18 protein-coding genes are annotated in these 21702 nt (G+C 68.0%); 13 read left to right on the top strand and 5 right to left on the bottom strand.

Annotation, left to right across the window (positions count from 1 at the left end; all coding sequences use genetic code 11):
• Nucleotides 1-130: 130 nt before the first annotated feature.
• Nucleotides 131-1216, top strand: coding sequence for an inositol-3-phosphate synthase (locus tag AC1DBQ_RS12710; RefSeq protein ID WP_476928843.1), 1086 nt, complete (start codon nt 131-133; stop codon nt 1214-1216).
• Nucleotides 1217-1330: 114 nt separating this feature from the next.
• Here the strand turns inward: AC1DBQ_RS12710 and AC1DBQ_RS12715 are convergent, their stop codons facing one another.
• On the bottom strand, nt 1331-3055 hold the full coding sequence (locus AC1DBQ_RS12715) for a formate--tetrahydrofolate ligase (RefSeq protein WP_476928844.1): 1725 nt from the start codon (nt 3053-3055) through the stop codon (nt 1331-1333).
• Nucleotides 3056-3132: 77 nt separating this feature from the next.
• Nucleotides 3133-4398, bottom strand: a complete 1266-nt coding sequence (gene mshA, locus AC1DBQ_RS12720) for a D-inositol-3-phosphate glycosyltransferase (RefSeq protein WP_476928845.1) — start codon at nt 4396-4398, stop codon at nt 3133-3135.
• 208 nt (nt 4399-4606) lie between these two features.
• Between mshA and AC1DBQ_RS12725 the strand changes: the two genes are divergently transcribed.
• Nucleotides 4607-5134, top strand: a complete 528-nt coding sequence (locus AC1DBQ_RS12725; protein ID WP_476928846.1) for an N-acetyltransferase family protein — start codon at nt 4607-4609, stop codon at nt 5132-5134.
• Between the two features lie 81 nt (nt 5135-5215).
• Here the strand turns inward: AC1DBQ_RS12725 and AC1DBQ_RS12730 are convergent, their stop codons facing one another.
• Nucleotides 5216-6673, bottom strand: a complete 1458-nt coding sequence (locus tag AC1DBQ_RS12730; RefSeq protein ID WP_476928847.1) for a family 4 glycosyl hydrolase — start codon at nt 6671-6673, stop codon at nt 5216-5218.
• A gap of 174 nt (nt 6674-6847) precedes the next feature.
• On the opposite strand from AC1DBQ_RS12730, the gene AC1DBQ_RS12735 reads away from it, so the two are divergent.
• The 6 genes from AC1DBQ_RS12735 to tsaD all read left to right on the top strand — a co-directional run bounded on the left by AC1DBQ_RS12735 (nt 6848) and on the right by tsaD (nt 12449).
• Nucleotides 6848-7939 (top strand): carbohydrate kinase family protein, encoded by a 1092-nt coding sequence (locus tag AC1DBQ_RS12735; protein WP_476928848.1) that lies wholly within the window; start codon nt 6848-6850, stop codon nt 7937-7939.
• Between the two features lie 314 nt (nt 7940-8253).
• The gene (alr, locus tag AC1DBQ_RS12740) at nt 8254-9474 is read left to right on the top strand and encodes an alanine racemase (RefSeq protein ID WP_476928849.1); all 1221 of its coding nucleotides are present in this window, start codon (nt 8254-8256) and stop codon (nt 9472-9474) included.
• The gene (tsaE, locus tag AC1DBQ_RS12745) at nt 9471-10142 is read left to right on the top strand and encodes a tRNA (adenosine(37)-N6)-threonylcarbamoyltransferase complex ATPase subunit type 1 TsaE (protein ID WP_476928850.1); all 672 of its coding nucleotides are present in this window, start codon (nt 9471-9473) and stop codon (nt 10140-10142) included. Before alr ends, tsaE begins: the two co-directional genes overlap by 4 nt.
• Nucleotides 10142-10813: a tRNA (adenosine(37)-N6)-threonylcarbamoyltransferase complex dimerization subunit type 1 TsaB gene (gene tsaB / locus AC1DBQ_RS12750; protein WP_091252081.1), complete on the top strand. Its 672-nt coding sequence runs from the start codon at nt 10142-10144 to the stop codon at nt 10811-10813. The genes tsaE and tsaB overlap by 1 nt, the downstream gene beginning before the upstream one ends.
• A 53-nt stretch (nt 10814-10866) precedes the next feature.
• A complete protein-coding gene (gene rimI, locus AC1DBQ_RS12755; protein ID WP_476928858.1) occupies nt 10867-11334 on the top strand; it encodes a ribosomal protein S18-alanine N-acetyltransferase in 468 nt (155 codons plus the stop codon).
• Nucleotides 11331-12449 carry a tRNA (adenosine(37)-N6)-threonylcarbamoyltransferase complex transferase subunit TsaD gene (gene tsaD, locus AC1DBQ_RS12760; protein ID WP_476928851.1) on the top strand — a complete coding sequence of 373 codons (1119 nt, stop codon included), beginning with the start codon at nt 11331-11333 and terminating at the stop codon, nt 12447-12449. The genes rimI and tsaD overlap by 4 nt, the downstream gene beginning before the upstream one ends.
• 91 nt (nt 12450-12540) lie before the next feature.
• Here tsaD and AC1DBQ_RS12765 read toward each other — a convergent pair whose 3' ends face one another.
• The gene (locus tag AC1DBQ_RS12765; RefSeq protein WP_476928852.1) at nt 12541-13692 is read right to left on the bottom strand and encodes a glutamate--cysteine ligase; all 1152 of its coding nucleotides are present in this window, start codon (nt 13690-13692) and stop codon (nt 12541-12543) included.
• A gap of 329 nt (nt 13693-14021) precedes the next feature.
• On the opposite strand from AC1DBQ_RS12765, the gene AC1DBQ_RS12770 reads away from it, so the two are divergent.
• Entirely contained in the window at nt 14022-14867 is an 846-nt protein-coding gene (locus tag AC1DBQ_RS12770) for a shikimate 5-dehydrogenase (protein ID WP_476928853.1), read from the top strand.
• A gap of 15 nt (nt 14868-14882) precedes the next feature.
• Here the strand turns inward: AC1DBQ_RS12770 and AC1DBQ_RS12775 are convergent, their stop codons facing one another.
• Complete coding sequence (locus tag AC1DBQ_RS12775) at nt 14883-16115, bottom strand: class I SAM-dependent methyltransferase (RefSeq protein ID WP_476928854.1); 1233 nt, start codon at nt 16113-16115, stop codon at nt 14883-14885.
• A gap of 66 nt (nt 16116-16181) precedes the next feature.
• On the opposite strand from AC1DBQ_RS12775, the gene AC1DBQ_RS12780 reads away from it, so the two are divergent.
• From AC1DBQ_RS12780 to AC1DBQ_RS12795, 4 genes are all read left to right on the top strand, one after another.
• Complete coding sequence (locus AC1DBQ_RS12780) at nt 16182-16667, top strand: hypothetical protein (RefSeq protein ID WP_476928855.1); 486 nt, start codon at nt 16182-16184, stop codon at nt 16665-16667.
• A gap of 468 nt (nt 16668-17135) precedes the next feature.
• Nucleotides 17136-17432, top strand: a complete 297-nt coding sequence (groES, locus tag AC1DBQ_RS12785) for a co-chaperone GroES (protein WP_028275747.1) — start codon at nt 17136-17138, stop codon at nt 17430-17432.
• 80 nt (nt 17433-17512) lie between these two features.
• Nucleotides 17513-19123, top strand: coding sequence for a chaperonin GroEL (groL, locus tag AC1DBQ_RS12790; RefSeq protein ID WP_476928856.1), 1611 nt, complete (start codon nt 17513-17515; stop codon nt 19121-19123).
• 291 nt (nt 19124-19414) lie between these two features.
• Nucleotides 19415-21469, top strand: coding sequence for an acyltransferase family protein (locus tag AC1DBQ_RS12795; RefSeq protein WP_476928857.1), 2055 nt, complete (start codon nt 19415-19417; stop codon nt 21467-21469).
• Nucleotides 21470-21702 lie beyond the last annotated feature (233 nt).

The following is a 21702-nucleotide window of genomic DNA, read 5'->3' on the forward strand; positions in this document are numbered from 1 at the left end:
CCGCGGCCCCGGCGGTGTTGATTAGACTACTAAGGGCGCCTTACGGCGCCGTGTCCGCCTGCCGCCCGCACAACTGATGCAGTACAACAGAATGCGGCCGCGCCGGTCACCCTTTCCTCAAAGGAGTTCCGTGTCTTCACATCCGATTCGTGTTGCAATCGTCGGCGTAGGTAACTGCGCCACTTCGCTGGTCCAGGGCGTCCAGTACTACAAGGACGCCGACCCCAAGGCCACAGTTCCGGGCCTGATGCACGTGCAGTTCGGCCAGTACCACGTGGGCGACGTGGAGTTCGTCGCCGCATTCGACGTCGACGGCAAGAAGGTCGGCCAGGACCTGTCCGCCGCCATCCTGGCCAGCGAAAACAACACCATCAAGATCGCCGACGTGCCGCCGACCGGTGTCACCGTCCAGCGCGGCCCGACCCTGGACGGCCTCGGCAAGTACTACCTCGAGACCATCGAGCAGTCCCCGGAAGAGCCGGTCGACGTCGTCCAGGCCCTCAAGGACGCCAAGGTTGACGTTATGGTCTGCTATCTCCCGGTCGGCTCCCAGGAGGCCGCCGAGTTCTACGCCCAGTGCGCCATCGACGCCGGCGTGGCGTTCGTCAACGCCCTGCCCGTGTTCATTGCCGGCACCAAGGAGTGGGCGGACAAGTTCACTGCCGCCGGCGTGCCGATCGTGGGCGATGACATCAAGAGCCAGATCGGCGCCACCATCACGCACCGCGTCATGGCCAAACTGTTCGAGGACCGCGGCGTCACGCTGGACCGCACGTACCAGCTGAACGTCGGCGGCAACATGGACTTCAAGAACATGCTGGAGCGCGACCGCCTCGAGTCCAAGAAGATCTCCAAGACTCAGGCCGTCACCTCTAACGTCGAGGCTGAGCTCGCCGCCAAGGACGTCCACATCGGCCCGTCGGACTACGTCCAGTGGCTCGATGACCGCAAGTGGGCTTTCGTCCGCCTCGAGGGCCGCAACTTCGGTGACGCCCCGGTGTCCCTGGAATACAAGCTCGAAGTCTGGGACTCGCCCAACTCCGCCGGCGTGATCATCGACGCCATCCGCGCCGCCAAGATCGGCCTGGACCGCGGCATCGGCGGCCCGCTGGTTTCGGCGTCGAGCTACTTCATGAAGTCCCCGCCGGAGCAGTTCAACGACGACCTCGCCCGTGAAAAGGTCGAGGCTTTCATCCGCGGCGACCTGGAGCGCTAACCCTCCCGCACGTCCCCGTCCCCCGTTGCCCTATCACTTATGGCCCTTAAAACCCCGGTTTAGCCGCCATTAGTGATAGGGCAACAGGCGTTTAACGGGCGGATGAGGGGAGGGTCAGAAGAGGCCGACGGGGTTGCCGGCGTCGTCGACGTCCATCCGCATCGCCGCCGGGACCTTGGGCAGGCCCGGCATGGTCATCACCGCGCCGGTGAGGGCCACGATGAAGCCGGCCCCGGTCTTGGGGATGAGGTCCCGGACGTGGACGGTGAAGCCCTTGGGGGCGCCGAGCCGGGTGGCGTCATCAGTGAAGGAGTACTGGGTCTTCGCCATGCACACAGGCATCCCGGACCAGCCGTTCTTCTCGATCTCGGCCAGCCGTTTGAGCGCCGGCACGGAGAAGTCAACGCCGTCGGCCCCGTAAACCTCCTGCACGATGGTCCGGATCTTGTCCTCGACGGACATGTCCAGCGGGTACAGGTGCCGGAAGGCGTGCGGGGCGTCCAGCGCGGCCGCCACCTTCGCTGCGAGCTCATCCCCGCCGTCGCCGCCTCCGCCACGGCCCCAGACATCGGCCACCGCAGCCTGGACGCCCTCCGCGGCGCACCACTCAATCAGCCAGTCGAGCTCCTCAGGGGTGTCTGTGGCGAATTTGTTGACCGCCACGACCGGCACGATGCCGAACTTCTCCACGTTGCGGATGTGGCGCTGGAGATTGGCGACGCCGGCGGCCAGGGCCTCCACATTAGGCTCCTTGAGCCGGTCCTTCGCCACGCCGCCGTGCATCTTGAGCGCCCGGACGGTCGCCACGAGGACGACGGCGGACGGGGCGACGTCGGCCATCCGCGCCTTGATGTCCATGTACTTCTCGGCACCGAGGTCCGCGCCGAAACCGGCCTCGGTGACCACGATGTCCGCCAGGCTGCGGGCCGTCTGGGTGGCGATCAGGGAGTTGCAGCCGTGGGCGATGTTGGCGAAGGGTCCGCCGTGCACGAGTGCCGGCGTGCCGGCGATGGTCTGCACGAGGTTGGGCTTGATCGCGTCCTTGAGCAGCATGGTCAGGGCGCCCTGGACACCGAGATCGGCCACGGTGACGGGCTGGCGGTCGTAGGTGTACCCGAAGGTGATCCGGCCCAGCCGCTCGCGCAGATCGTTGAGGTCCGTGGCGAGGCAGAACACCGCCATGATCTCCGAGGCCACGGTGATGTCAAAGCCGTCCTGCCGCGGGATGCCCTGGGCCGGCCCGCCGAGGCCGATCACAACCTCGCGCAGGGCGCGGTCGTTCATGTCCAGGACCCGCTTGAACGTCATCCGCCGCGGGTCAATGTTCAGTTCGTTGCCTTGGAAAATGTGGTTGTCCACGAGGGCCATGAGCGCGTTGTTCGCCGAGGTGATGGCGTGGAAGTCACCCGTGAAATGCAGGTTGATCTGGTCCATCGGCAGCACCTGGGAGTAGCCGCCGCCCGTGGCGCCGCCTTTCATGCCAAGGATGGGCCCGAGCGAGGGTTCGCGCAGCGCGATCATCACTTTGTGCCCGGCCCGGGCCAGGGAATCGGCGAGCCCGACGGTGGTGGTGGATTTGCCCTCGCCGGCCGGGGTGGGGGACATCGCCGAGACGAGCACGACTTTTCCGGGGGTACGCAACGGCGTTCCAGCGGCAGCGCCCGCCACGACGTTCAGCTTCGAAGGGTCGATCTTGGCCTTATAGGGTCCATAGAGCTCCAGCGCCTCCGGGTTGATGCCGGCAGCCGCCGCGATCTCCCCGATGGGCTTCATGACGGCCCGCTGGGCAATTTCCAGATCGCTGGGTACGTTGTTCCCGGCAGTGGTGGTCTCAGACATCGTTGTCCTTCGGCTCGTGGCGGCGGCGGGTGTCCCGGGCCGGTGTTGCCGGCACGGGTTCGGCGGCGGGGCCCGGTTCAGGGTGTGTGGCCCACCGGGATGGTCAGGGTACCAAAATACTGGCTCACGGCGGTGTGGTAGCTCTCCAGCGTAATCGCGGCGGTGCGCTGCCAGCCGAAATCTTGCGCATGGATCGCGGCGGCGCGCCCCATGTCGGTGCGCGTCTGGGGGTCGTCGTAGAGAGCTTCAAGGGCGTCCGCCCAGTCGCTGGCTTTGTGGCCCTCGACCAGCATCCCCGTGCGCCCGTCCTGCACGGCGCGGGACAGGCCGCCCACTTTCGTGGCGAGCACCGGTGTCCCGCAGGCCTGCGCCTCCAGCGCCACGAGGCCGAAGGATTCGCTGTAGGAAGGCATCACCACGACGTCGGCCGATCGGTACCAGCCGGCCAGCTCCGGTGCGTTGACCGGCGGGTGGTGGGTGGCGACGTCGTCCATTCCGGCGGCGCTGACCAGCGCTTTGAGATTGAAGTCCTTCGCGCCGCTGACGGCCCCCAGGATGGTTAGCTGCAGGTCGATGTCGGGGCGCCGGGACCGCAGGAGGGCGGCCGCCTTGATCAGGATCTGCGGCCCTTTGAGCCGCTGGATTCGTCCCGCGAACAGGAGATGGAACTTGCCCGGGGCCACGCCATGCCCGGCCCTGTCGCGGTTCCGGAAAGCCGGCGTGAAGACGGCCAGGTCTACGCCCGGCGGCGCGACGTCGATGCGGTCGATGTCTGCGTTGTAGTGCGAGACCAGCTCCGCGGCTTCGGTGCCGGTATTGGCGATCAGCCGGGCGGCGCCGTCGACAATCCGCTGTTCGCCATCCTCCCGCCGCCGGGGCTCGGGCTGTTCGCCGGACTCGAGGAGCTGGTTCTTGACCTTGGCCATAGTGTGCATGGTGTGGACGAGGGGGAGCCGCCACAATTCCGCGAGCTCGAGACCGGCCACCCCGGAGACCCAGTAGTGGGAATGGACGACGTCGTACCGGCCGTGCGGCTGCAGGTGCCGGATGCGGTCGATCTCGGCGACCATGCTGTGCAGCAGTTCCGGGAGTTCCTCCTTGGGCAGCTTCCGCGGCGGCCCGGCCAGGACGTTGTGGACGCAGACGCCGGGGGAGGGATGTTCGACGGCGGGTTGCCCGGCTGCGGTGGACCGCGTGAAGATTTCCACTTCCACGCCGGTCTCGGCAAGTGCCGCGGCCAGCGCCCGGACGTACACGTTCATTCCACCGGCATCACCCGAACCGGGCTGCTCCATGGGCGAGGTGTGCAGGGAAAGGAAAGCGACGCGGCGGATCAGCGACACGGTTCCCCTCTCCTCTGCAGATTTCTCTCTGCCAAATGCATGTCGATAAAACATTACTCCTGAAGTGGCGGTGGGTTCACAGCCCGTTTTGCGGCCCGATCTCACAGTTCATTTCTCCGGCCCCGCTCAGGGGACGGTTCCGGGTTCCGTTCACCGTACGGTTCACTGCCCGGTCCCCAAGTCAGGGCCTCCTGCTAACGTGGCGGCTGTGAGCGCAACGACAGAACACGATGCTGCCGGCAGCTGGACCATCCGGGAGGCCCGACCGGAGGACTGGCCGGGCATCTGGGCGATCCTGGAGCCCGTCATCCGGGCGGGGGAGACCTTCACCTGGGACCGGGACACCACCGAGGACGAAGCCCGCGGGCGCTGGTTCAAGCAGGCGCCGGGGCAGACGTTCGTCGCGGTCGCCTCCGACACCAGTGCCATCCTGGGCACCGGCGAACTGCACCCCAACCAGGGCGGCGGCGGCAGCCATGTCGCCAACGCGGGCTACATGGTCCATCCCGGCTATGCCGGCCGCGGACTGGCCCGGGCCCTCTGCGCCTACTCGCTCGGCGCCGCACGCGACGCCGGCTTCCGGGCCATGCAGTTCAACGCGGTCGTGGAAAGCAATGTCCGGGCCGTCGCCGCCTGGAAATCCATGGGCTTCGAGGTGCTCGCCACCCTTCCCGAGGCCTTCGACCACCCGAAACTGGGCTACGTGGGCCTCCACGTGATGTACCGGAAGCTCTAGCCGGGCCGGCAGACGTTGCCGGGCTGAACGGCCGTGCCGGGCTGGCGGGCTGCCAGCGGCTCGTCAGTTACGGTGCGGTCGTCACGACCCGTGGTGCCACAGGCGGCCCAGCTCCGGGAATGCGGCCTCGTACCCGGAGAGCAGTCTGCTGGCGAGGACCTCCGAATCCACGAGCGGATGCCGCGCGAACGCGGCGAGGGCTGACTCGCGGCTGCCGGTCGTCGTCGCCTCCACCACGAGCCGTTCGACGTCCTTGACCCGCTGCATCAAGGCCAGCTGCTCCGGTCCCGGAGTATCCTGCGGAACCGGTACAGCGCCGTCGGGGGTCACCGTGCAGGGGACCTCGACGACGGCGTCCGCCGGCAGCCCCGGCACGGCCGGCACCGCCGACCCGGCCGCGCGGCGGGCGGCGGGGCCGGCGGCGGGGCTGTCCGGGGCCGGCCCAGCGACAGTGTTGACTGCGTTGTCGACCGGGAGGGTGTTGACCGTGTTGAGGATCAGCTGGGCCTCGCCGCCCCCGGACAAGGCGCGCATGACCGCCAGGGCCACCCGCTCGTAGCCGCCGCCGGCGAGGTCGGTCTCGTCACGGCGTTCGCCCCCGGTGCGGGCTTCCGCGAGATAGCCCTCTTCGCGTGACCGGCGGGCGGCCTCCCAGAGCGCAAAGGCCCCGGGCCCCGCGGCTGCGAGACGGGGATAGAGCTCGGCCTGCTGCCGGGCGATTGATTCCCCCCGGGTCAGGGCTGCGCCGCGCATGCCGGCCACCGCGCGTTCGGTGTCGTAGTAGTAGAAGAGGTATTCATTCGGCAGGCAGCCGAGGCCCTCAAGAAGACGGGGCGCGAACAGCCGGCCCTCTTCGAACTCCGCCAGTGCGGCCGGGTTCGCCAGGAGGTCCGGGAGCACATCGCGGCCCCCGGACTCCAGCCGGTACAGCCAGCCGAGGTGGTTCAGGCCGTAGTAGCCCACGCCGTCGAGCCTGCCTTCCGGCAGCGTGACTCCGGCAGCCCGGGCCGCGCGGTGGACGAGGCCGCCGGCGGAATCGCAAATCCCGATCACCCTGTGCCCGAGTACCGGGACCAGGGCCTCGGTGACCATGCCGGCGGGGTTGGTGAAGTTCAGCAGCCAGGCCCCGGGGCAGCGGCTCCGCATTTCCTCCGCGAGCTTCAGCATGGGCGGAATGGACCGCAGGGCGTAGGAAATGCCTCCCGCGCCGGTGGTTTCCTGGCCCAGAATGCCCAGGTTCAGGGCGATCCGCTCGTCGGCGGTCCGCCCGGCCGTGCCGCCGGGCCGGATCGCGGCGAAGACCATGTCGGCGCCGTCGAGGGCGTCGGCGAGCGATGATGCGGTACGGACTTGCGGCCCGGAACCGGGCGGACCCTGCTGTGCAAGGGATGCCAGGACGGCCTCGATGGCGGCCAGCCGGCCGGCGTCGACGTCGTAGAGCACCAGCTCCCGCACCAGCCCTGCGAAGGGGCCGGCAGAGAGCGCCCGGTAGACCAGGGGGACGCGGAACCCGCCCCCGCCGGCGATCGTGAGCCGCATGCGAACAGTCTATTCTCCGCGCTATTCCTCGCGCGTCCCGGCGCGGCCGGTGTGGGCCAGCCCGGGCGGGTGTGGCGCGGGCCCGGGGGCGCGGCCAACGTGCTGGACACGCCGCCGTCGGGCCGTTGCAGCCGGCGGTTTCGCTCGGCTGCGGTACGGCGTAGTGTGCCGTATATGGACGCGATCCCGACGCGGCGCTTTGACCCGCTGTCTGCCGTCCGCAGCTCGGCCGCGGACGGGTTCGACCTGCTCCTGACCGGCACCGTATTCCAGGACATCATCTTCACCGGGCTGCCGCACGCACCCCAGCCGGGAACGGAAATCTGGAGCGACGGGATGGGCAGCTGCCCCGGCGGTGTCGCGAATCAGGCGATCGCCGCGGCCCGGCTGGGGCTGCGGACCGGGCTGGCCGCCGCGTTCGGCGACGACGGCTACGGCGACTACAACTGGAAGATCCTGGCGGGGCAGGAACATGTGGACCTGTCGCTGTCGCGGCGGGTGCCGGGCTGGCATTCGCCCGTCACGGTGTCCCTGAGCGTTGAGAAGGACAGGTCCATGGTGACGCACGGCCACCCGGCGCCGGTCTCCGCCACCGAGCTGATTGGCTGTCCGCCGCCGGCGCTCGCAGCCGTGGCGGAGCTGGGGGAGGAACTCGAGCCCTGGGCCGCCGATGCGCATAAAAACGGAGTCCGGCTGTTCGGCGATGTCGGCTGGGATCCGTCCGGTGTCTGGTCCTCCACCCGGCTGGACAACCTGCAGTACTTTCACGCTTTCATGCCGAACCAGCACGAGGCGATGGCTTTCACCGGCCACGACAACCCGTGGGCGGCCCTCTACGCGCTGGCCGACCGGGTGCCGGTCGCCGTCGTGACCCTTGGTCCGCAGGGGGCCATGGCCGTGGACTCCGAGACGGGCGAAGAGGAGTGGGTGCCGTCGCTGCCGGTGTCCGCCTACGATCCCACAGGCGCGGGGGATTGTTTCGGGGCCGCCTTCATTGTCGGCTGCCTGGCCGGCTGGCCGCTCGGGGACCGGCTGCGGTTTGCGAATCTCTGTGCGGCTCTGGCCGTTCAGGAGGTTGGCGGTTCGCTGGCGGCCCCCGGCTGGGGGGACATTGCCGACTGGTGGCTGCGGGCCAACGCCCGGAAGGAACGGCAGGCCAGTCAATGGCTGCGCCGCTACCGCTTCCTGGAAGAGATCGTGAGGGATGTTCCGCCCGAGGCGCAGCGGCGGGCGACGGCGACCATCGCGCACCTGTCCGACGCATAGGGGCTGCGGGAGGTGCCGGGGCGGGCGGTTGCAGCCACTGGACATGTCCTCCTCCCGGACCTTGGCATGGACATATACCCGTTGTGCCCGGTCCTGGGTGCGAAGAATGGGCATGTCCCGAGAGCGGTGTCCGGGTAGGTTCTCTTTGGCCACCGGACATGTCCCTCTCTGGGGCCCGAGCGTGGACATATACCCGTTGTGCCCGGTCCTGGGTGCGAAGAATGGGCATGTCCCGCGGGACGGGAGGACATGTCCAGCGGTAGGCGTGGCCCCGCGGATTATCCGGCCCGCGGCGTCGCCCATAGAATCGTTAAGTGACTTACCAAGCAGCAACAGGCGATCTCGTGCCCGATTCGGCGGCAGTGCCGGCCCGCGCGGAGGAACGCTCCGCAGTAATCGACCTCGACGCCATCCGGCACAACGTCCGCCACCTCGCGGCGGTGGCCTCACCGGCGAAGATCATGGCCGTGGTCAAAGCCGACGCCTACGGGCACGGCGCCGTCCAGGTGGCCCGGGCGGCTCTCGGTGCAGGAGCCAGCTGGCTGGGCACCGCCCACATCTCCGAGGCCCTGGCCCTCCGCGCCGCCGGCATCGAGGCGCCGCTGCTGGCCTGGCTGCACACACCGGACAGCAACTTCGCCGCCGCGGTGGCCGCCGGCATCGACATCGGCTGCTCGGGCTGGGAACTTGACCGGATCGTGGCCGCCGCCCGGGAGCAGGAACGGCCGGCCCGCATCCACCTGAAGGTCGACACCGGGCTCGGCCGCAACGGCGCCACCCTCGACGCCTGGGACAGCCTGGTGGGTGAAGCCATGGAATACCAGGACCAGGGCCTGCTGCGGGTCGTGGGCATCTTTTCCCACCTCGCCGTCGCCGACGAACCCGAACGGCCCGAAACCGACGAACAGCTCGCCGCGTTCCGCCAGATCCTGGCCGTCGCCCAGGACGCCGGCGTGGACCCGGAGGTCCGCCACCTGGCCAACACCCCCGCCACCCTGTCCCGGCCGGACACGCACTTTGATCTGGTCCGCGTGGGGCTGGGCCTGTACGGGCTGTCGCCCTTCGAAGGACAAAGCCCGGCCGAGCTCGGGCTGCGGCCGGCCATGACGGTCCGCACGGTGGTGTCGCACTGCAAGGACGTGCCCGCCGGGCAGGGCGTTTCCTACGGACTGAACTACCGCACGGACGGCGTCAGCACCCTCGGGCTCATCCCGCTGGGCTACGCGGACGGAGTCCCGCGCATCGCGACCGGGGGCCCGGTCCGCGTCGAAGGCGTCAACTACCCCGTGGTGGGGCGCATCGCGATGGACCAGATGGTGATCGACCTCGGACCCCGCAACGTCACAGCCGGAGGACCGAGCATCCTCGGGGCCGAAGCGGTGCTGTTCGGCGACGGCGCCGACGGCGGACCCACGGCCGACGACTGGGCCCGGGCAGCTGGCACCAACAACTATGAGATCGTCACCCGGATCAGCCCGCGGGTGCCGCGCCGCTACATCAACGAAGAGCCCTCGACCGGCGAAGAGCGGCCGTGAGCGGGCCCGCCTGGGAACGGAGCGTTGAGGTCCGGACGGCGGCAGAGACGCACGCGCTCGCCGCGGCCCTCGGCGCCGACCTGGAGACCGGAGACCTGCTCATCCTCACCGGCGAACTGGGCGCCGGGAAGACCACCTTCACGCAGGGACTGGGCGAGGGCCTGGGCGTCCGGCCCGGCATCATTTCCCCGACGTTCGTCCTGGTGCGCATCCACCCCAACGTGCCCGAGGGACCCCGGCCGGGCGGTCCGGACCTGGTGCACGTGGACGCCTACCGGCTGGAATCAGCCGCCGAAATCGACGACATCGACCTTGAAAACACCACGGACAGCGCCGTGACCGTGGTCGAGTGGGGCCGTGACCGGGTGGAGCACCTGAGCGACAGCCGCCTGGAGGTCGAACTCCACCGCACCCGGGGAGGCGCCCCGGGCGCCCCAGCTGCCGGCGCCCCGGGCGCCGGTGTGCCCTCCGAAGCCGGCGCCGACCGCACGGCCGCCGACGCCGCCGTCGAACCCGGCGTGCTGGATTTCGACACGGACGACGACGACGAGCCCCGGACCGTCGTGATCCGCGGCTTCGGACCGCGCTGGGCAGAACCCCCGGCGCTGCCGGGCTTCGAAGCGACGCCCGCCGAACCACTGCCCCAGACCCCGGAACGGAACTCCTGATGCTGATCCTCGCCATCGACACCTCGGCCGTCGCGAGCGCCGCGCTGGTCTCCGATGACGCGCCCGAGTCCGTGCTGGCCAGCTTCGCCACCGAAGATACGCGCACGCACGCGGAAGTCCTGGCCCCGGGAATCGACGCCCTCCTGGCCGAGGCCGGCGTCAGCGGCCACGACGTCGACGCAATCGTCACCGGCGTGGGTCCCGGACCGTTCACGGGACTGCGCTCCGGGATCGTCACCGCCCGCACCCTCGCCTTTGTCTGGGACAAGCCGCTGTACGGCGTCATGAGCCTGGACGCGATCGCCTTGGAAGTCGCCGAATCCACCGACTCGGCCGCGGAGTTCATCGTGGCCACCGATGCGCGCCGCAAGGAAGTGTACTGGGCCCGGTACACGCTCTCCGACGCCCAGTTGCCGCACCTTGCCGACGGCCCGCACGTCGGATTCGCCGCGGATCTTCCGGATCTGCCCGTCTACGGCGCCGGAGCGGGAATTTACTCCGACGTCGTCAAGGCCGTCGCCGAATTCAGCACCCGGCAGCCGGAGGCCCTCTCGCTGGGCCAGTTCGCGCTCGCCCGGCTCGCGGCGGGGGAGCAGCTCCTGGACTCCACCCCGTTGTACCTCCGCGAGTCCGATGCCCAGGTGCCCGGACCCCGGAAGCGTGCCCTGTGAACGCTGACCACACCGCACCGCGCACTCTGCCCGGCGGCGTCACGCTGCGGGAGATGGACGCCGCGGACATCCCTGCCGTCCACGAGCTCGAATGCCGGCTGTTCCCGGTGGACGCGTGGCCGCTGCAGATGTTCCGCGACGAGCTCGCGCAGACGGATACCCGCCACTACCTCGTCGCGGAGTTCCACGGCCGGATCGTGGGATATGCCGGGCTGATGTGCATCGAACCGATCTCGGACGTCCAGACGATCGCCGTCGTGCCCGAACAGGAGGGCAAGGGCATCGGCTCTGCCCTGCTTACCGAGCTGATCGCGGAAAGCCGGGCCCGCGGCGCCCAGGACGTGCTGCTGGAGGTCCGGGCGGACAATCCCCGGGCCCAGCATCTCTACCGGCGCTTCGGCTTCGAACAAATCCACATCCGGCCCCGCTACTACCGCGACGGCGTGGACGCCCTGATCATGCGGCTCCAGCTGCCCCGCGAACCACTCAGCCCCCAGCCCAAGGAAGCAGGCCGACCATGAACCGCACCCAGCCGCTCGTGCTCGGCATCGAGTCTTCCTGCGACGAAACCGGCGTCGGCATTGTCCGCGGGACCGAACTGCTGACCAACACCGTGTCCTCCTCCATGGAGGAACACGTCCGCTTCGGCGGGGTGATTCCCGAGATCGCCTCCCGCGCCCACCTCGACGCGTTCGTCCCCACCCTCCAGGAGGCGCTTGCGGAGGCGAACGTTCAGCTGGCGGACATTGACGCCATTGCCGTTACCTCCGGGCCCGGCCTGGCCGGAGCGCTCATGGTGGGCGTCTGCGCGGCCAAGGCGCTCGCCGTCGCCACCGGAAAACCCCTCTACGCCATCAACCACCTGGTGGCGCACGTCGGTGTCGGACTCCTCCAGGAGGGCACCGGCACGGCGGCGTCGGTGTCGACGCCGCCCGCCGGGTCGCGGCCGGAAACCCTCCCGGACAACATGGGCGCGCTCCTGGTGTCCGGCGGCCACACCGAGATCCTGCGGATCCGGAGCATCACCGACGACGTCGAGCTGCTGGGCTCCACGATCGACGACGCCGCCGGCGAAGCCTATGACAAAGTGGCGCGGCTCCTGGGCCTGGGCTATCCCGGCGGCCCGGCCATCGACAAGCTCGCGCGCACCGGCAACGCCAAAGCCATCCGGTTCCCGCGCGGCCTCACCCAGCCGAAGTACATGGGCACCGCGGAGGAACCCGGCCCGCACCGGTACGACTGGTCCTTCAGCGGACTCAAGACCGCCGTCGCCCGCTGCGTGGAGCAGTTCGAGGCCCGCGGTGAGACGGTTCCCGTCGCAGACATCGCCGCGGCCTTCCAGGAAGCCGTAGTGGATGTGATCACGTCCAAGGCCGTGCTCGCCTGCCGCGAAAACGGCATCACGGAGGTCCTCCTCGGCGGAGGCGTTGCAGCCAACTCGCGGCTGCGCCAGCTCACCGAACAGCGCTGCAGCGCCGCCGGGATCCGGCTGACGGTGCCGCCGCTCTCGCTGTGCACGGACAACGGTGCCATGGTGGCAGCGCTCGGGGCGCAGCTGGTGATGGCCGGAGTGGAGCCGAGCGGGATCGGTTTTGCCCCCGACTCCTCGATGCCGGTCACCACCGTCTGCGCCTGACTCGGCATCCGACTGACGTTGGTGCGCCTGGGGCGCCGTTAGCGCCGCCCGTGATTGTCCGCTCCCGTGGACGCCACACACCGCGCCGGAGCTAGGCTTCCGGACCCTGCCGCATCTGCTTGACGAGGTCCAGGACGACGGCGCGCAGGTCCCCGCCGTGCTCGGCGGCCACCCGGCGCTGGCGCTGGTAGCCGGCGCCGCGCTGGATGATCTTCTCGACGTCGGCCAGTTCGGCGCTGCAGCCCAGTTTCGCCGCGACGGGCTCGAGCCGCTTGAGCGTCTCGCGCAGGTGCTCTGTGACGAGCTGCTCGTTGCCCTCGGCGTCGAGGATGATGATCGCGTCCAGGCCGTACCGGGCCGCGCGCCATTTGTTTTCCTGGACATGCCACGGCGGCATAGTGGGAATGGTGCCCCCGTTGTCCAGTGTCGTGGAAAATTCGTCGACCAGGCACTGGGTCAAGGCGGCGATGGCCCCGACTTCCTCAAGGGTGGCCAGGCCGTCGCAAATGCGCATCTCGATGGTGCCGAAATGCGGAACGGGACGGATGTCCCAGCGGATCTCGGACAGGGTGTCGATCACACCGGTGGTGAACATGTCCTGGACGTAGGCCTCATAGTCCTCCCAGCGGGCGAACTGGAACGGCAGCCCCGCGGTGGGCAGCTGCTGGAACATGAGGGCGCGGTGCGAGGCGTAGCCGGTGTCTTCGCCGCCCCAAAAGGGGCTGGAGGCGGAGAGCGCCTGGAAATGCGGGAAGTAGTTGACCAGGCCGTCCAGCACCGGAAGGACCTTGTCCCGGCTGTCCAGTCCGACGTGGACGTGGACGCCGTAGATGACCATCTGCCGGCCCCACCATTGCGTCCGGTCAATGAGCTTCGCGTAGCGTTCCTTATCAGTCACGGGCTGCAGCTGGGGCGGGCTGAACGGATGACTCCCGGCGCAGAAGACCTCCACGCCCATGGGGTCGGTGACCTCGCGGACCGCGGCCAGCGAACTGTTCAGGTCGGCTTTCGCCTCCGCCACGGTGGTGCAGATTCCGGTGACGAGTTCCACGGTATTCAGCAGCAGCTCCTGCTTGATGTGCGGGTGCTCGTCGTCCTCGTTGAGTTCGGGATGCCGGGCAGCGACTCCGCGGAGCACCTGGTTCGCCACGGAGGCCAGTTCACCGGTCTCGGCGTCGACGAGGGCCAGCTCCCATTCCACGCCAAGACTCGACTGCCTGGATGAAGCGAACTCGATCTTCATGTGGTCCCTTCACTGTTCTGCTGTCCTGGCCGTCGTCCTGGCGGGAATGCGCTGGCAAACACCCTTGGGCGTGACCCTGCACGCGGCACCGGCGGTGTCGCGTGCCATTTCCCGCCACAGCGCCGGCCGGGCGGCTGGCAGGGCTACGGGTGGTCCAAGTCTAGTGCAGGGGCAGGCCCTGGACGGTGCCAAAGTTACCGCTGATGCGTGAGTGTATTCACAAACGCCGCTGGTCAGGGGAGGCTCCGGCGCCGGGCGTCGTTGAGGTTCGGGCCTGGGCTCGGGCGGGGCTGCGGGGGAGCGGTCCGCTTCTGGCGTTTAATGGAGCTGTGCCCATTCTGAACAAAGACATGACCCTGTGCATCTCGCTCTCGGCCCGGCCGAGCAACAACGGGACACGCTTCCACAACCATCTGTACGAACAGCTGGGCCTGAACTGGATCTACAAGGCCTTCGCCCCCACCGACCTCGCCCAGGCCATTGCCGGAGTGCGTGGACTCGGCATCCGCGGCTGCGCGGTGTCCATGCCCTACAAAGAGGACGTGATCGCCCTGGTGGACGTCATGGACCCCTCCGCGAAGGCCATCGATTCGGTCAACACCATAGTCAACGACGGCGGCCGGCTCACTGCCTACAACACCGACTACACGGCAATCGAGCAGCTCCTGCAGCGCAATGCCGTCCCGACGGACTACTCGGTGCTGGTCCTGGGCTCCGGTGGCATGGCCAAGGCCACTGTCGCCGCGCTTCGGGATGCCGGCTTCAAGGACGTGACCGTCGTGGCCCGCAACGAGGACACCGGACGCGGTCTGGCCGAGCTGTACGGGTTCGCCTGGAGCCCGGATCTGGGCTCCGCAAGGTCCGGAACGGGCACGGCCGACATGATCATCAACGTCACACCTATCGGTATGGCAGGCAGTATGGCCGGCGGGCCGGACGCCGACGCGTTGTCCTTCCCGCAGGAGGCCATCGACGCCGCAAAGGTGGTGTTCGACGTCGTCGCCCTCCCGGCGGAGACGCCGCTCATCAAGGCCGCGCGCGCGGCCGGCAAGACCGTGATCACCGGAGCCGAGGTAGCCACGATCCAGGCGCTGGAGCAGTTCGTGCTCTACACCGGGATCCGGCCGACCGACGAGCAGGTCAAGGCCGCCGAAGAGTTCACACGGGCCCAGTAGCCCCGGCCGCCCGAGTTAGACGGGCTCCACCGAGATGGCCACCCGGTCCTCGCCGATCCTGGTGAGGACCAGGGTGGCCGATTTCTTGGCCTTGCTCTTGGATCCTGCCGGTTTTCCGCCGGGCAGGAGCTGCTTGCGCAGCTCTTCCGGGGTGACGGCTGTGCCGCGCTTCTTGATGTCCAGGACGCCGATCCCTTGGTCTTTGACCCAAGCCTTGAGCGCCTTGACGTTGAACGGCATCACGTCCAGGACCTTGTAGGCCTTGGCAAACGGGGTCTCGCGCAACTCCGGGGCGCAGATGTAGGCGATGTGCTCGTCCACGAGGTGGCCGCCCAGCTGGAGGGCGACGTCGGCCACGAGTCCGGCGCGGATGACCGCACCGTCGGGCTCGTACAGGTAGCCCTCCACCGGGCCCACGGGCGCCGCCGGGCCGCCCCCGAAATCCTCTCCGCTGGTGAGTTCGGCGGCACCGAGCGGCCCGAGGACCAAGGCCGCGCGCCGGACGCCGGGGCGCCGCACGGCGTTGAACCACAGCGCCACCTCGGTGACGTCCCCGCCCACGGAGACCCACTGCGCCTCGCAGTCCGCCGGCACGGAATCGTGCGGCATGCCCGGCCCCATCTTGACGCCGACGGCACGCCCGGAGCCAGCCAGCGACTCGACGAAGGACAGCGGCGGGGAAAAGTCCTCCGGATCCCAGATCCGCTTGGTTCCCGAAGTGGACGTGGTGCGCCGGGCCGGGTCCAGCCAGACGCCGTCGACCCCCTCGAGGGAAACCGCAGTGGCATCGGAGTGGACCACGGTGGCGTTGCGGAAGGGGATCAGGTTCATCGTGGCGCAGGCAGCCGTGGTCTCGTCCATTTCCACCGCGGTGACCACGAGATCCATGGACGCCAGGGCCATGGCATCGGCCCCAAGCCCGCAGCCGAGGTCCGCGACACGGCTGATTCCGGCCTCCACGAACCGCTGCGCGTGCCGGGCCGCCACTGTGAGCCGGGTGGCCTGCTCCAGACCGGCCTTGGTGAAGACCATCTGCCGGGCGAACTCACCGAACTTGGCCTCTGCCTTGGTCCGCAGCCGGGACTGGGTGAGCACCGCCGAGACCAGCTCGGGGGAGTGGCCGGCCTTGCGCAGCGCCGCGGTGAGGCGGAAGGCCTCGTCCTCGCGGTACGGGCCCAGCGACGCCAGCAGCTCCCAGCCCTCGGGCGTGAGGATCGGGGCAATGTGTTCCTGCGGTGCGTCAGTCATGCCTTCCAGCGTAGTTCAGCGCCGCGGGCACGCTGCGACCGGACCGCGGGGACTAGGCTTGACGACATGGAAGACAGCGGTACAGGCGACAGCACGTCAGAGGAAACATCCGGGCAGAATAAGGACGGGCAGGACGACGCCAGGCGAGACGCCGCTGGGCAGGACGTGGACGGGCGGGACGACGACGACGGGCGGGTGCGCCATAGCCATCAGCAAGGACTGGCCCGCTACGCACGGCCGGCGATCATCGCCGGAGCGGTGATCGCCGTCGTGTGCATCGCGCTGCTGGTGATCATCTTCTTCCTCGATTCCTTCAACGCGACGGTCTATTCCGTCGGCGGCAAGAACGTGCAGGACGCCACGGACGAGGCCCGGGCCATCCGCGACACCTATGCCGCGGCCAGGCTCGGTGGCATCATCTTCCTCATCGCCGGCGTCCTGCTGGCTGGCGCCGGAGCCCTGGTGATGTACCGGCATCGGAACGACGAAGGCAGTGACCGCGACGACGAAGAAGGCGAAGACGTGGACTTCGAGGAGCTCGCCGGCGAGTAGGCGCACGCGCAAGGCCCGGTGGACCCAGCTGACCCGGTGGATGGACATGCCCCTCGCTTGGCGCGGGCAGAGAGCATGATGCCAAAGTGTCCGCTGGCTGCAGCAAAGGATGGGCATGTCCGACTGAGCAGCCGCATCCGTTGGACATGTCCCCTCGGACAGCCCGCATGCGCCGGACATGCCCCTCGCTCGTCGCGGGCAGAGAGCATGATGCCGAAGTGTCCGCTGGCCGCGGCAAAGAATGGGCATGTCCCGCGCGGGGGAGCTGTTCACCCGAGATGAATTTCTGGCACTCGCCTTGACCGAGTGCTAACCATTTACATAGAGTCGTCATTAGCACTCTCCCTAGGAGGGTGCTAACACCTGAAGCTTCACAGCCAGGCTGCTGCCGGCACCGCGACGACGGTCTGTACGCCATGGCATCACTGCTTCATAGTCCACGAATTTGCTGACGAATAGGAGAGGTCCTTGTCGGTCTCTATTAAGCCTCTTGAGGATCGTATTGTTGTCCGCCCGCTCGAAGCCGAGCAGACCACGGCTTCAGGCCTGGTCATCCCGGACTCCGCACAGGAGAAGCCGCAGGAAGGCGAAGTTGTTGCAGTAGGCCCCGGCCGCTTTGACGACAACGGCAACCGCGTTCCCGTTGACGTTGCCGTCGGCGACGTCGTTATCTACTCCAAGTACGGCGGAACCGAAGTCAAGACCGGCGGCACGGAGTACCTCGTACTCTCCGCCCGCGACGTTCTGGCGATCGTCGTAAAGTAACTCTCTTGGTCCCCCGCGCAGCCGATCCTTCGCCATGAACGGATCAGTTGCGCGGGGTTCTGTCTTGAAAGGACAAAACCATGGCAAAGCAGCTTGCGTTTAACGACGCTGCCCGCCGGTCGCTTGAAGCCGGCATCGATAAGCTCGCCAACACCGTCAAGGTCACGCTCGGCCCGCGCGGCCGCAATGTCGTGCTGGACAAGAAGTGGGGCGCTCCCACGATCACCAACGATGGCGTGACCATCGCCCGTGAAATCGAGCTGGACGACCCCTACGAAAACCTTGGCGCGCAGCTTGCCAAGGAGGTCGCCACCAAGACCAACGATGTTGCCGGCGACGGCACCACCACCGCCACCGTGCTGGCCCAGGCCCTGGTCAAGGAAGGCCTGCGCAACGTTGCGGCAGGCGCCGCCCCGGGCGAGATCAAGCGTGGCATCGAGGTTTCGGTCGAGGCCGTTGCTGCCCGCCTGCTGGAAAACGCCCGCCCGGTCGAAGGCACCCAGGTTGCCAACGTTGCCGCCATCTCCGCCCAGAGCGACGAGGTCGGCGAGCTCCTGGCCGAGGCGTTCGGCAAGGTCGGCAAGGATGGTGTGATCACCATCGAGGAATCCTCCACCACGCAGACTGAACTGGTCCTCACCGAGGGCATGCAGTTCGACAAGGGCTACCTGTCCCCGTACTTCGTCACGGACGCGGAACGCCAGGAAGCTGTCCTCGAGGACGCCCTGATTCTGATCAACCAGGGCAAGATCTCCTCGGTCCAGGACTTCCTGCCGCTGCTGGAAAAGGCGCTGCAGAGCTCCAAGCCGCTCTTCATCATTGCCGAAGACGTCGAGGGTGAGGCCCTGTCCACGCTCATCGTCAACCGCATCCGCGGCACCCTGAACGTCGTCGCCGTCAAGGCCCCGGGCTTCGGCGACCGCCGCAAGGCCATGCTGCAGGACATCGCGACCCTCACGGGCGCACAGGTTGTCTCCCCGGAGCTGGGCCTGAGCCTGGATTCCGTTGGCCTTGAGGTGCTCGGCACCGCCCGCCGCATCACGGTCACCAAGGACAACACCACGATCGTCGACGGCGCCGGTTCGGCCGAGGACGTCGCCGCGCGTGTTGCCCAGCTGCGCGCCGAACTGACCCGCACGGATTCCGACTGGGACAAGGAAAAGCTGCAGGAACGCCTGGCCAAGCTGGCCGGCGGCATCGGCGTGATCAAGGTTGGCGCTGCCACCGAGGTTGAGCTGAAGGAAAAGAAGCACCGCATCGAGGACGCAGTGTCCTCGACCCGCGCTGCCCTTGAAGAAGGCATCGTCGCCGGTGGCGGGTCCGCCCTCATCCACGCGCTGAAGGCCCTTGACGAGGACGCAGCCGTCCAGGCTCTCGAAGGTGACGCGGCTGCCGCCGTCGGCATCGTTCGCCGGGCCCTGACCCAGCCGCTGCGCTGGATCGCCCAGAACGCCGGCTTCGACGGCTATGTGGTTGTTGCCAAGGTGGCAGAATCCGCCGTCAACCAGGGCTTCAACGCCAAGTCCGGCGAGTACGAAGACCTGATCGCCGCCGGCGTGATCGACCCCGTCAAGGTGACGCGTGCGGCTCTGCGCAACGCGGCTTCCATCGCTGCGCTGGTCCTCACCACTGAAACCCTCGTGGTGGAGAAGCCGGCCGATGAAGACGAGCACGCAGGCCACCAGCACTAATTTCGGCCCGCACAGGGGACGGCCCGGCAACTTGCCGGGCCGTCCCTTTTTGTGCCCTGGTCTAACTTTTGCGCCCGGGGGACTGCCGCGAAAATGCTCCCGAAGTGCGGCAGGTCCCGCCGCGACTCAGCCACAACTCGGCCGCGACGTGCTGTCTCCATGCTGGCAATTCACTGGAAACTCACACCTTGGCATGACTGAATAGAGGTCTATGCCCGCCGCGACGATTGGCCATGAACATTACGGTTGGATAACATAGACGTTTTGGTTACCGGTTTGAGGGGTTTTTCTATGACACAGCAAAGAACCCTACCCGCGCCTGCCCGATCCGCCGGCGCGCCCCAGGCCGGCCGAAAGTCCACCTTCAGGCCCGAAATTCAGGGGCTCCGGTCCTTGGCCGTGCTGATGGTCATGAGCTACCACATCTGGTTGGGCCGGGTCTCCGGCGGTGTGGACGTGTTCTTGCTGATCTCGGCGTTCCTCATGACGCTGCAGTTCGTCGGCCGCTACGAGCAGGGCCGCCCCATGGCCCTGCTCAAGCATTGGCTACACCTCTTCCGGCGCCTCGTCCCGGCTGCCGTCACCGTCATCGTGGCCGTCATTGCCGCAAGCATCCTGTTCCTTCCCCGGACCCGCTGGCTGGAAGTGATCTCGCAGGGCTGGGCCTCCCTGACCTATGTCGAGAACTGGCTCCTGCAGTCCCAGGCCACGGACTACTACGCCGCGGACCACAGCCAGGCCAGCCCCTTCCAGCACTTCTGGTCCCTCTCGATCCAGGGACAGATCTTCATTCTGTGGCCGCTCATTTTCGCGGGAGCCGCACTCGTCGCCAGGCGCTTCCGGCTCCGCTACCGAGTGCTGCTGTGCTACATCTTCGCCTTGATTTTCCTCGGTTCGCTGATCTACTCCATCCTCTTCACCAAGGCGGAGCAGACGGAAGCGTACTTCGATACCGGCGCGCGGCTATGGGAGTTTGCACTGGGCACCCTGGTGGCTCTGGCCCTTCCCTCGCTGCGGCTTCCCCGGAGCTGGCGCCTGGCGCTCGGCTGGCTGGGCATTGTGGCCATGCTCAGCTGCGGCCTCCTGCTCAATGTCCAGGCCTCCTTCCCCGGTTTCGTGGCACTCTGGCCCACCCTGGCCGCGGCCTGTGTGATCGTCGCCGGCCAGACCGGCAGCAAGCTGGGCGTTGACCGGTTCCTCAGCTCGGGGCCCCTGGTCCGGCTGGGAGACATGTCCTACGCCTTGTACCTGTGGCACTGGCCTGTCCTGGTCATCTCGCTGACCGCGACGGACAAAGACCGCGCGGGGCCGATCACGGGCAGCATCATCGTGGCCGTCTCGATGGTGCTCGCCTACCTCACCACCCGCTTCATTGAGAAGCCCTGGCGGGGGTGGAAGTGGCCGGAGGTCAAACGCCGCCGTGCCCTCATTGCCATCGCCGCGGCCGCGGTCATCGCTGCCGTGCCGCTGGCGGCCTGGCAACTCCAGATCAACTACGCCCTTGCTGCGGCGTCAAGCCAGGCCTGGGTCAATAATCCGGGTGCACGTTCGCTGGACCCGGCCTACGTCGGCGGGGCTGACAAATCCGCTCCGCTCCTTCCCACCCTCGCCACCGCGGCTGATGAATGGCCCCGCTACGCGGGCGGCTGCACGTCGGATGAGAAGGCCCTCACCAACATTTGCACCAACGGCAAACAGAACGCCGCCAAGACAGTGGTGATCATCGGCAACTCGCACGCCCACGTCTGGGCGACCCCCATTCTCACTCTGGCCGACAAGTACGGGTGGAAGGTCGAAGCCATCACCAAAGGTTACTGCCCTGTGACGGTCGGCCCGGCCCCGGGGCTCTCGGAAGGCTGCCTGGACTTCAACAAGGACACCCTCAAGAAGGTGCTGGCCATGAAGCCGGACCTCGTGGTGACAACCAGCACCCGAACCGACCCGGATCCGACGTCCACGGAATTCATGGACCCGGGGTGGGTTCCGCCGATCAAGGCCATCAACGACGCCGGCATCCCCGTGGTGGCGCTGCGCGACACCCCGCGCATGCACGAGGCCGTCCCGGCCTGCCTGGAGAAGAACGCCAACAACTACGCAGCCTGCGGAGCGACGACGGCGGAGAACTACCAGCCCGCATCGCCCGATGCCTCCGTGGCCGCGCAGCTGCCGGCCACTAAGTTTCTGGACTTCAGCCAGTACTTCTGCCAGGACGAAGTCTGCCCGGCCGTCATCGGCAACGTGATGGTCTACAAGGATGACAACCACGTCACCAGGACCTACATGGAGAGCCTCACGCCGTACTTTGAGACCCAGTTCCTGGCGGCCACCGGGTGGAACACTCAGTGAGAAACCTGCTGCCGTTGCCTGACTGACTGGCTGACCGCCGGCGCGGCAGTCAGCCAGGCTGTCAGCACTGGGCAGTCAGCCAGTCTGTGAGCACTGGGCCGTCAGCGCCGGGTGCCCGCAGACTTGCGCCGCAGCGTAGCGTCCGGCGGCAGTCGCTTGGCCACCACGCGGTAGAAGAGCAACACCCCGACGCCGGACACCACAATCCCCACCAGGTTCAGGAACAGCTGCAG

The sequence above is a fragment of the Arthrobacter sp. 10T413_2 genome (genome assembly GCF_056394205.1).

What these genes read in the sequence shown, in the direction of transcription:
- AC1DBQ_RS12715 (WP_476928844.1), bottom strand. Translation starts at nt 3,055, where the DNA reads ATGTCTGAGACCACCACTGCCGGGAACAACGTACCCAGCGATCTGGAA.
- AC1DBQ_RS12730 (WP_476928847.1), bottom strand. Translation starts at nt 6,673, where the DNA reads ATGCGGCTCACGATCGCCGGCGGGGGCGGGTTCCGCGTCCCCCTGGTC.
- AC1DBQ_RS12735 (WP_476928848.1), top strand. Translation starts at nt 6,848, where the DNA reads ATGGACGCGATCCCGACGCGGCGCTTTGACCCGCTGTCTGCCGTCCGC.
- tsaB (WP_091252081.1), top strand. Translation starts at nt 10,142, where the DNA reads ATGCTGATCCTCGCCATCGACACCTCGGCCGTCGCGAGCGCCGCGCTG.
- rimI (WP_476928858.1), top strand. Translation starts at nt 10,867, where the DNA reads ATGGACGCCGCGGACATCCCTGCCGTCCACGAGCTCGAATGCCGGCTG.
- tsaD (WP_476928851.1), top strand. Translation starts at nt 11,331, where the DNA reads ATGAACCGCACCCAGCCGCTCGTGCTCGGCATCGAGTCTTCCTGCGAC.
- AC1DBQ_RS12765 (WP_476928852.1), bottom strand. Translation starts at nt 13,692, where the DNA reads ATGAAGATCGAGTTCGCTTCATCCAGGCAGTCGAGTCTTGGCGTGGAA.
- AC1DBQ_RS12775 (WP_476928854.1), bottom strand. Translation starts at nt 16,115, where the DNA reads ATGACTGACGCACCGCAGGAACACATTGCCCCGATCCTCACGCCCGAG.
- AC1DBQ_RS12780 (WP_476928855.1), top strand. Translation starts at nt 16,182, where the DNA reads ATGGAAGACAGCGGTACAGGCGACAGCACGTCAGAGGAAACATCCGGG.
- groL (WP_476928856.1), top strand. Translation starts at nt 17,513, where the DNA reads ATGGCAAAGCAGCTTGCGTTTAACGACGCTGCCCGCCGGTCGCTTGAA.
- AC1DBQ_RS12795 (WP_476928857.1), top strand. Translation starts at nt 19,415, where the DNA reads ATGACACAGCAAAGAACCCTACCCGCGCCTGCCCGATCCGCCGGCGCG.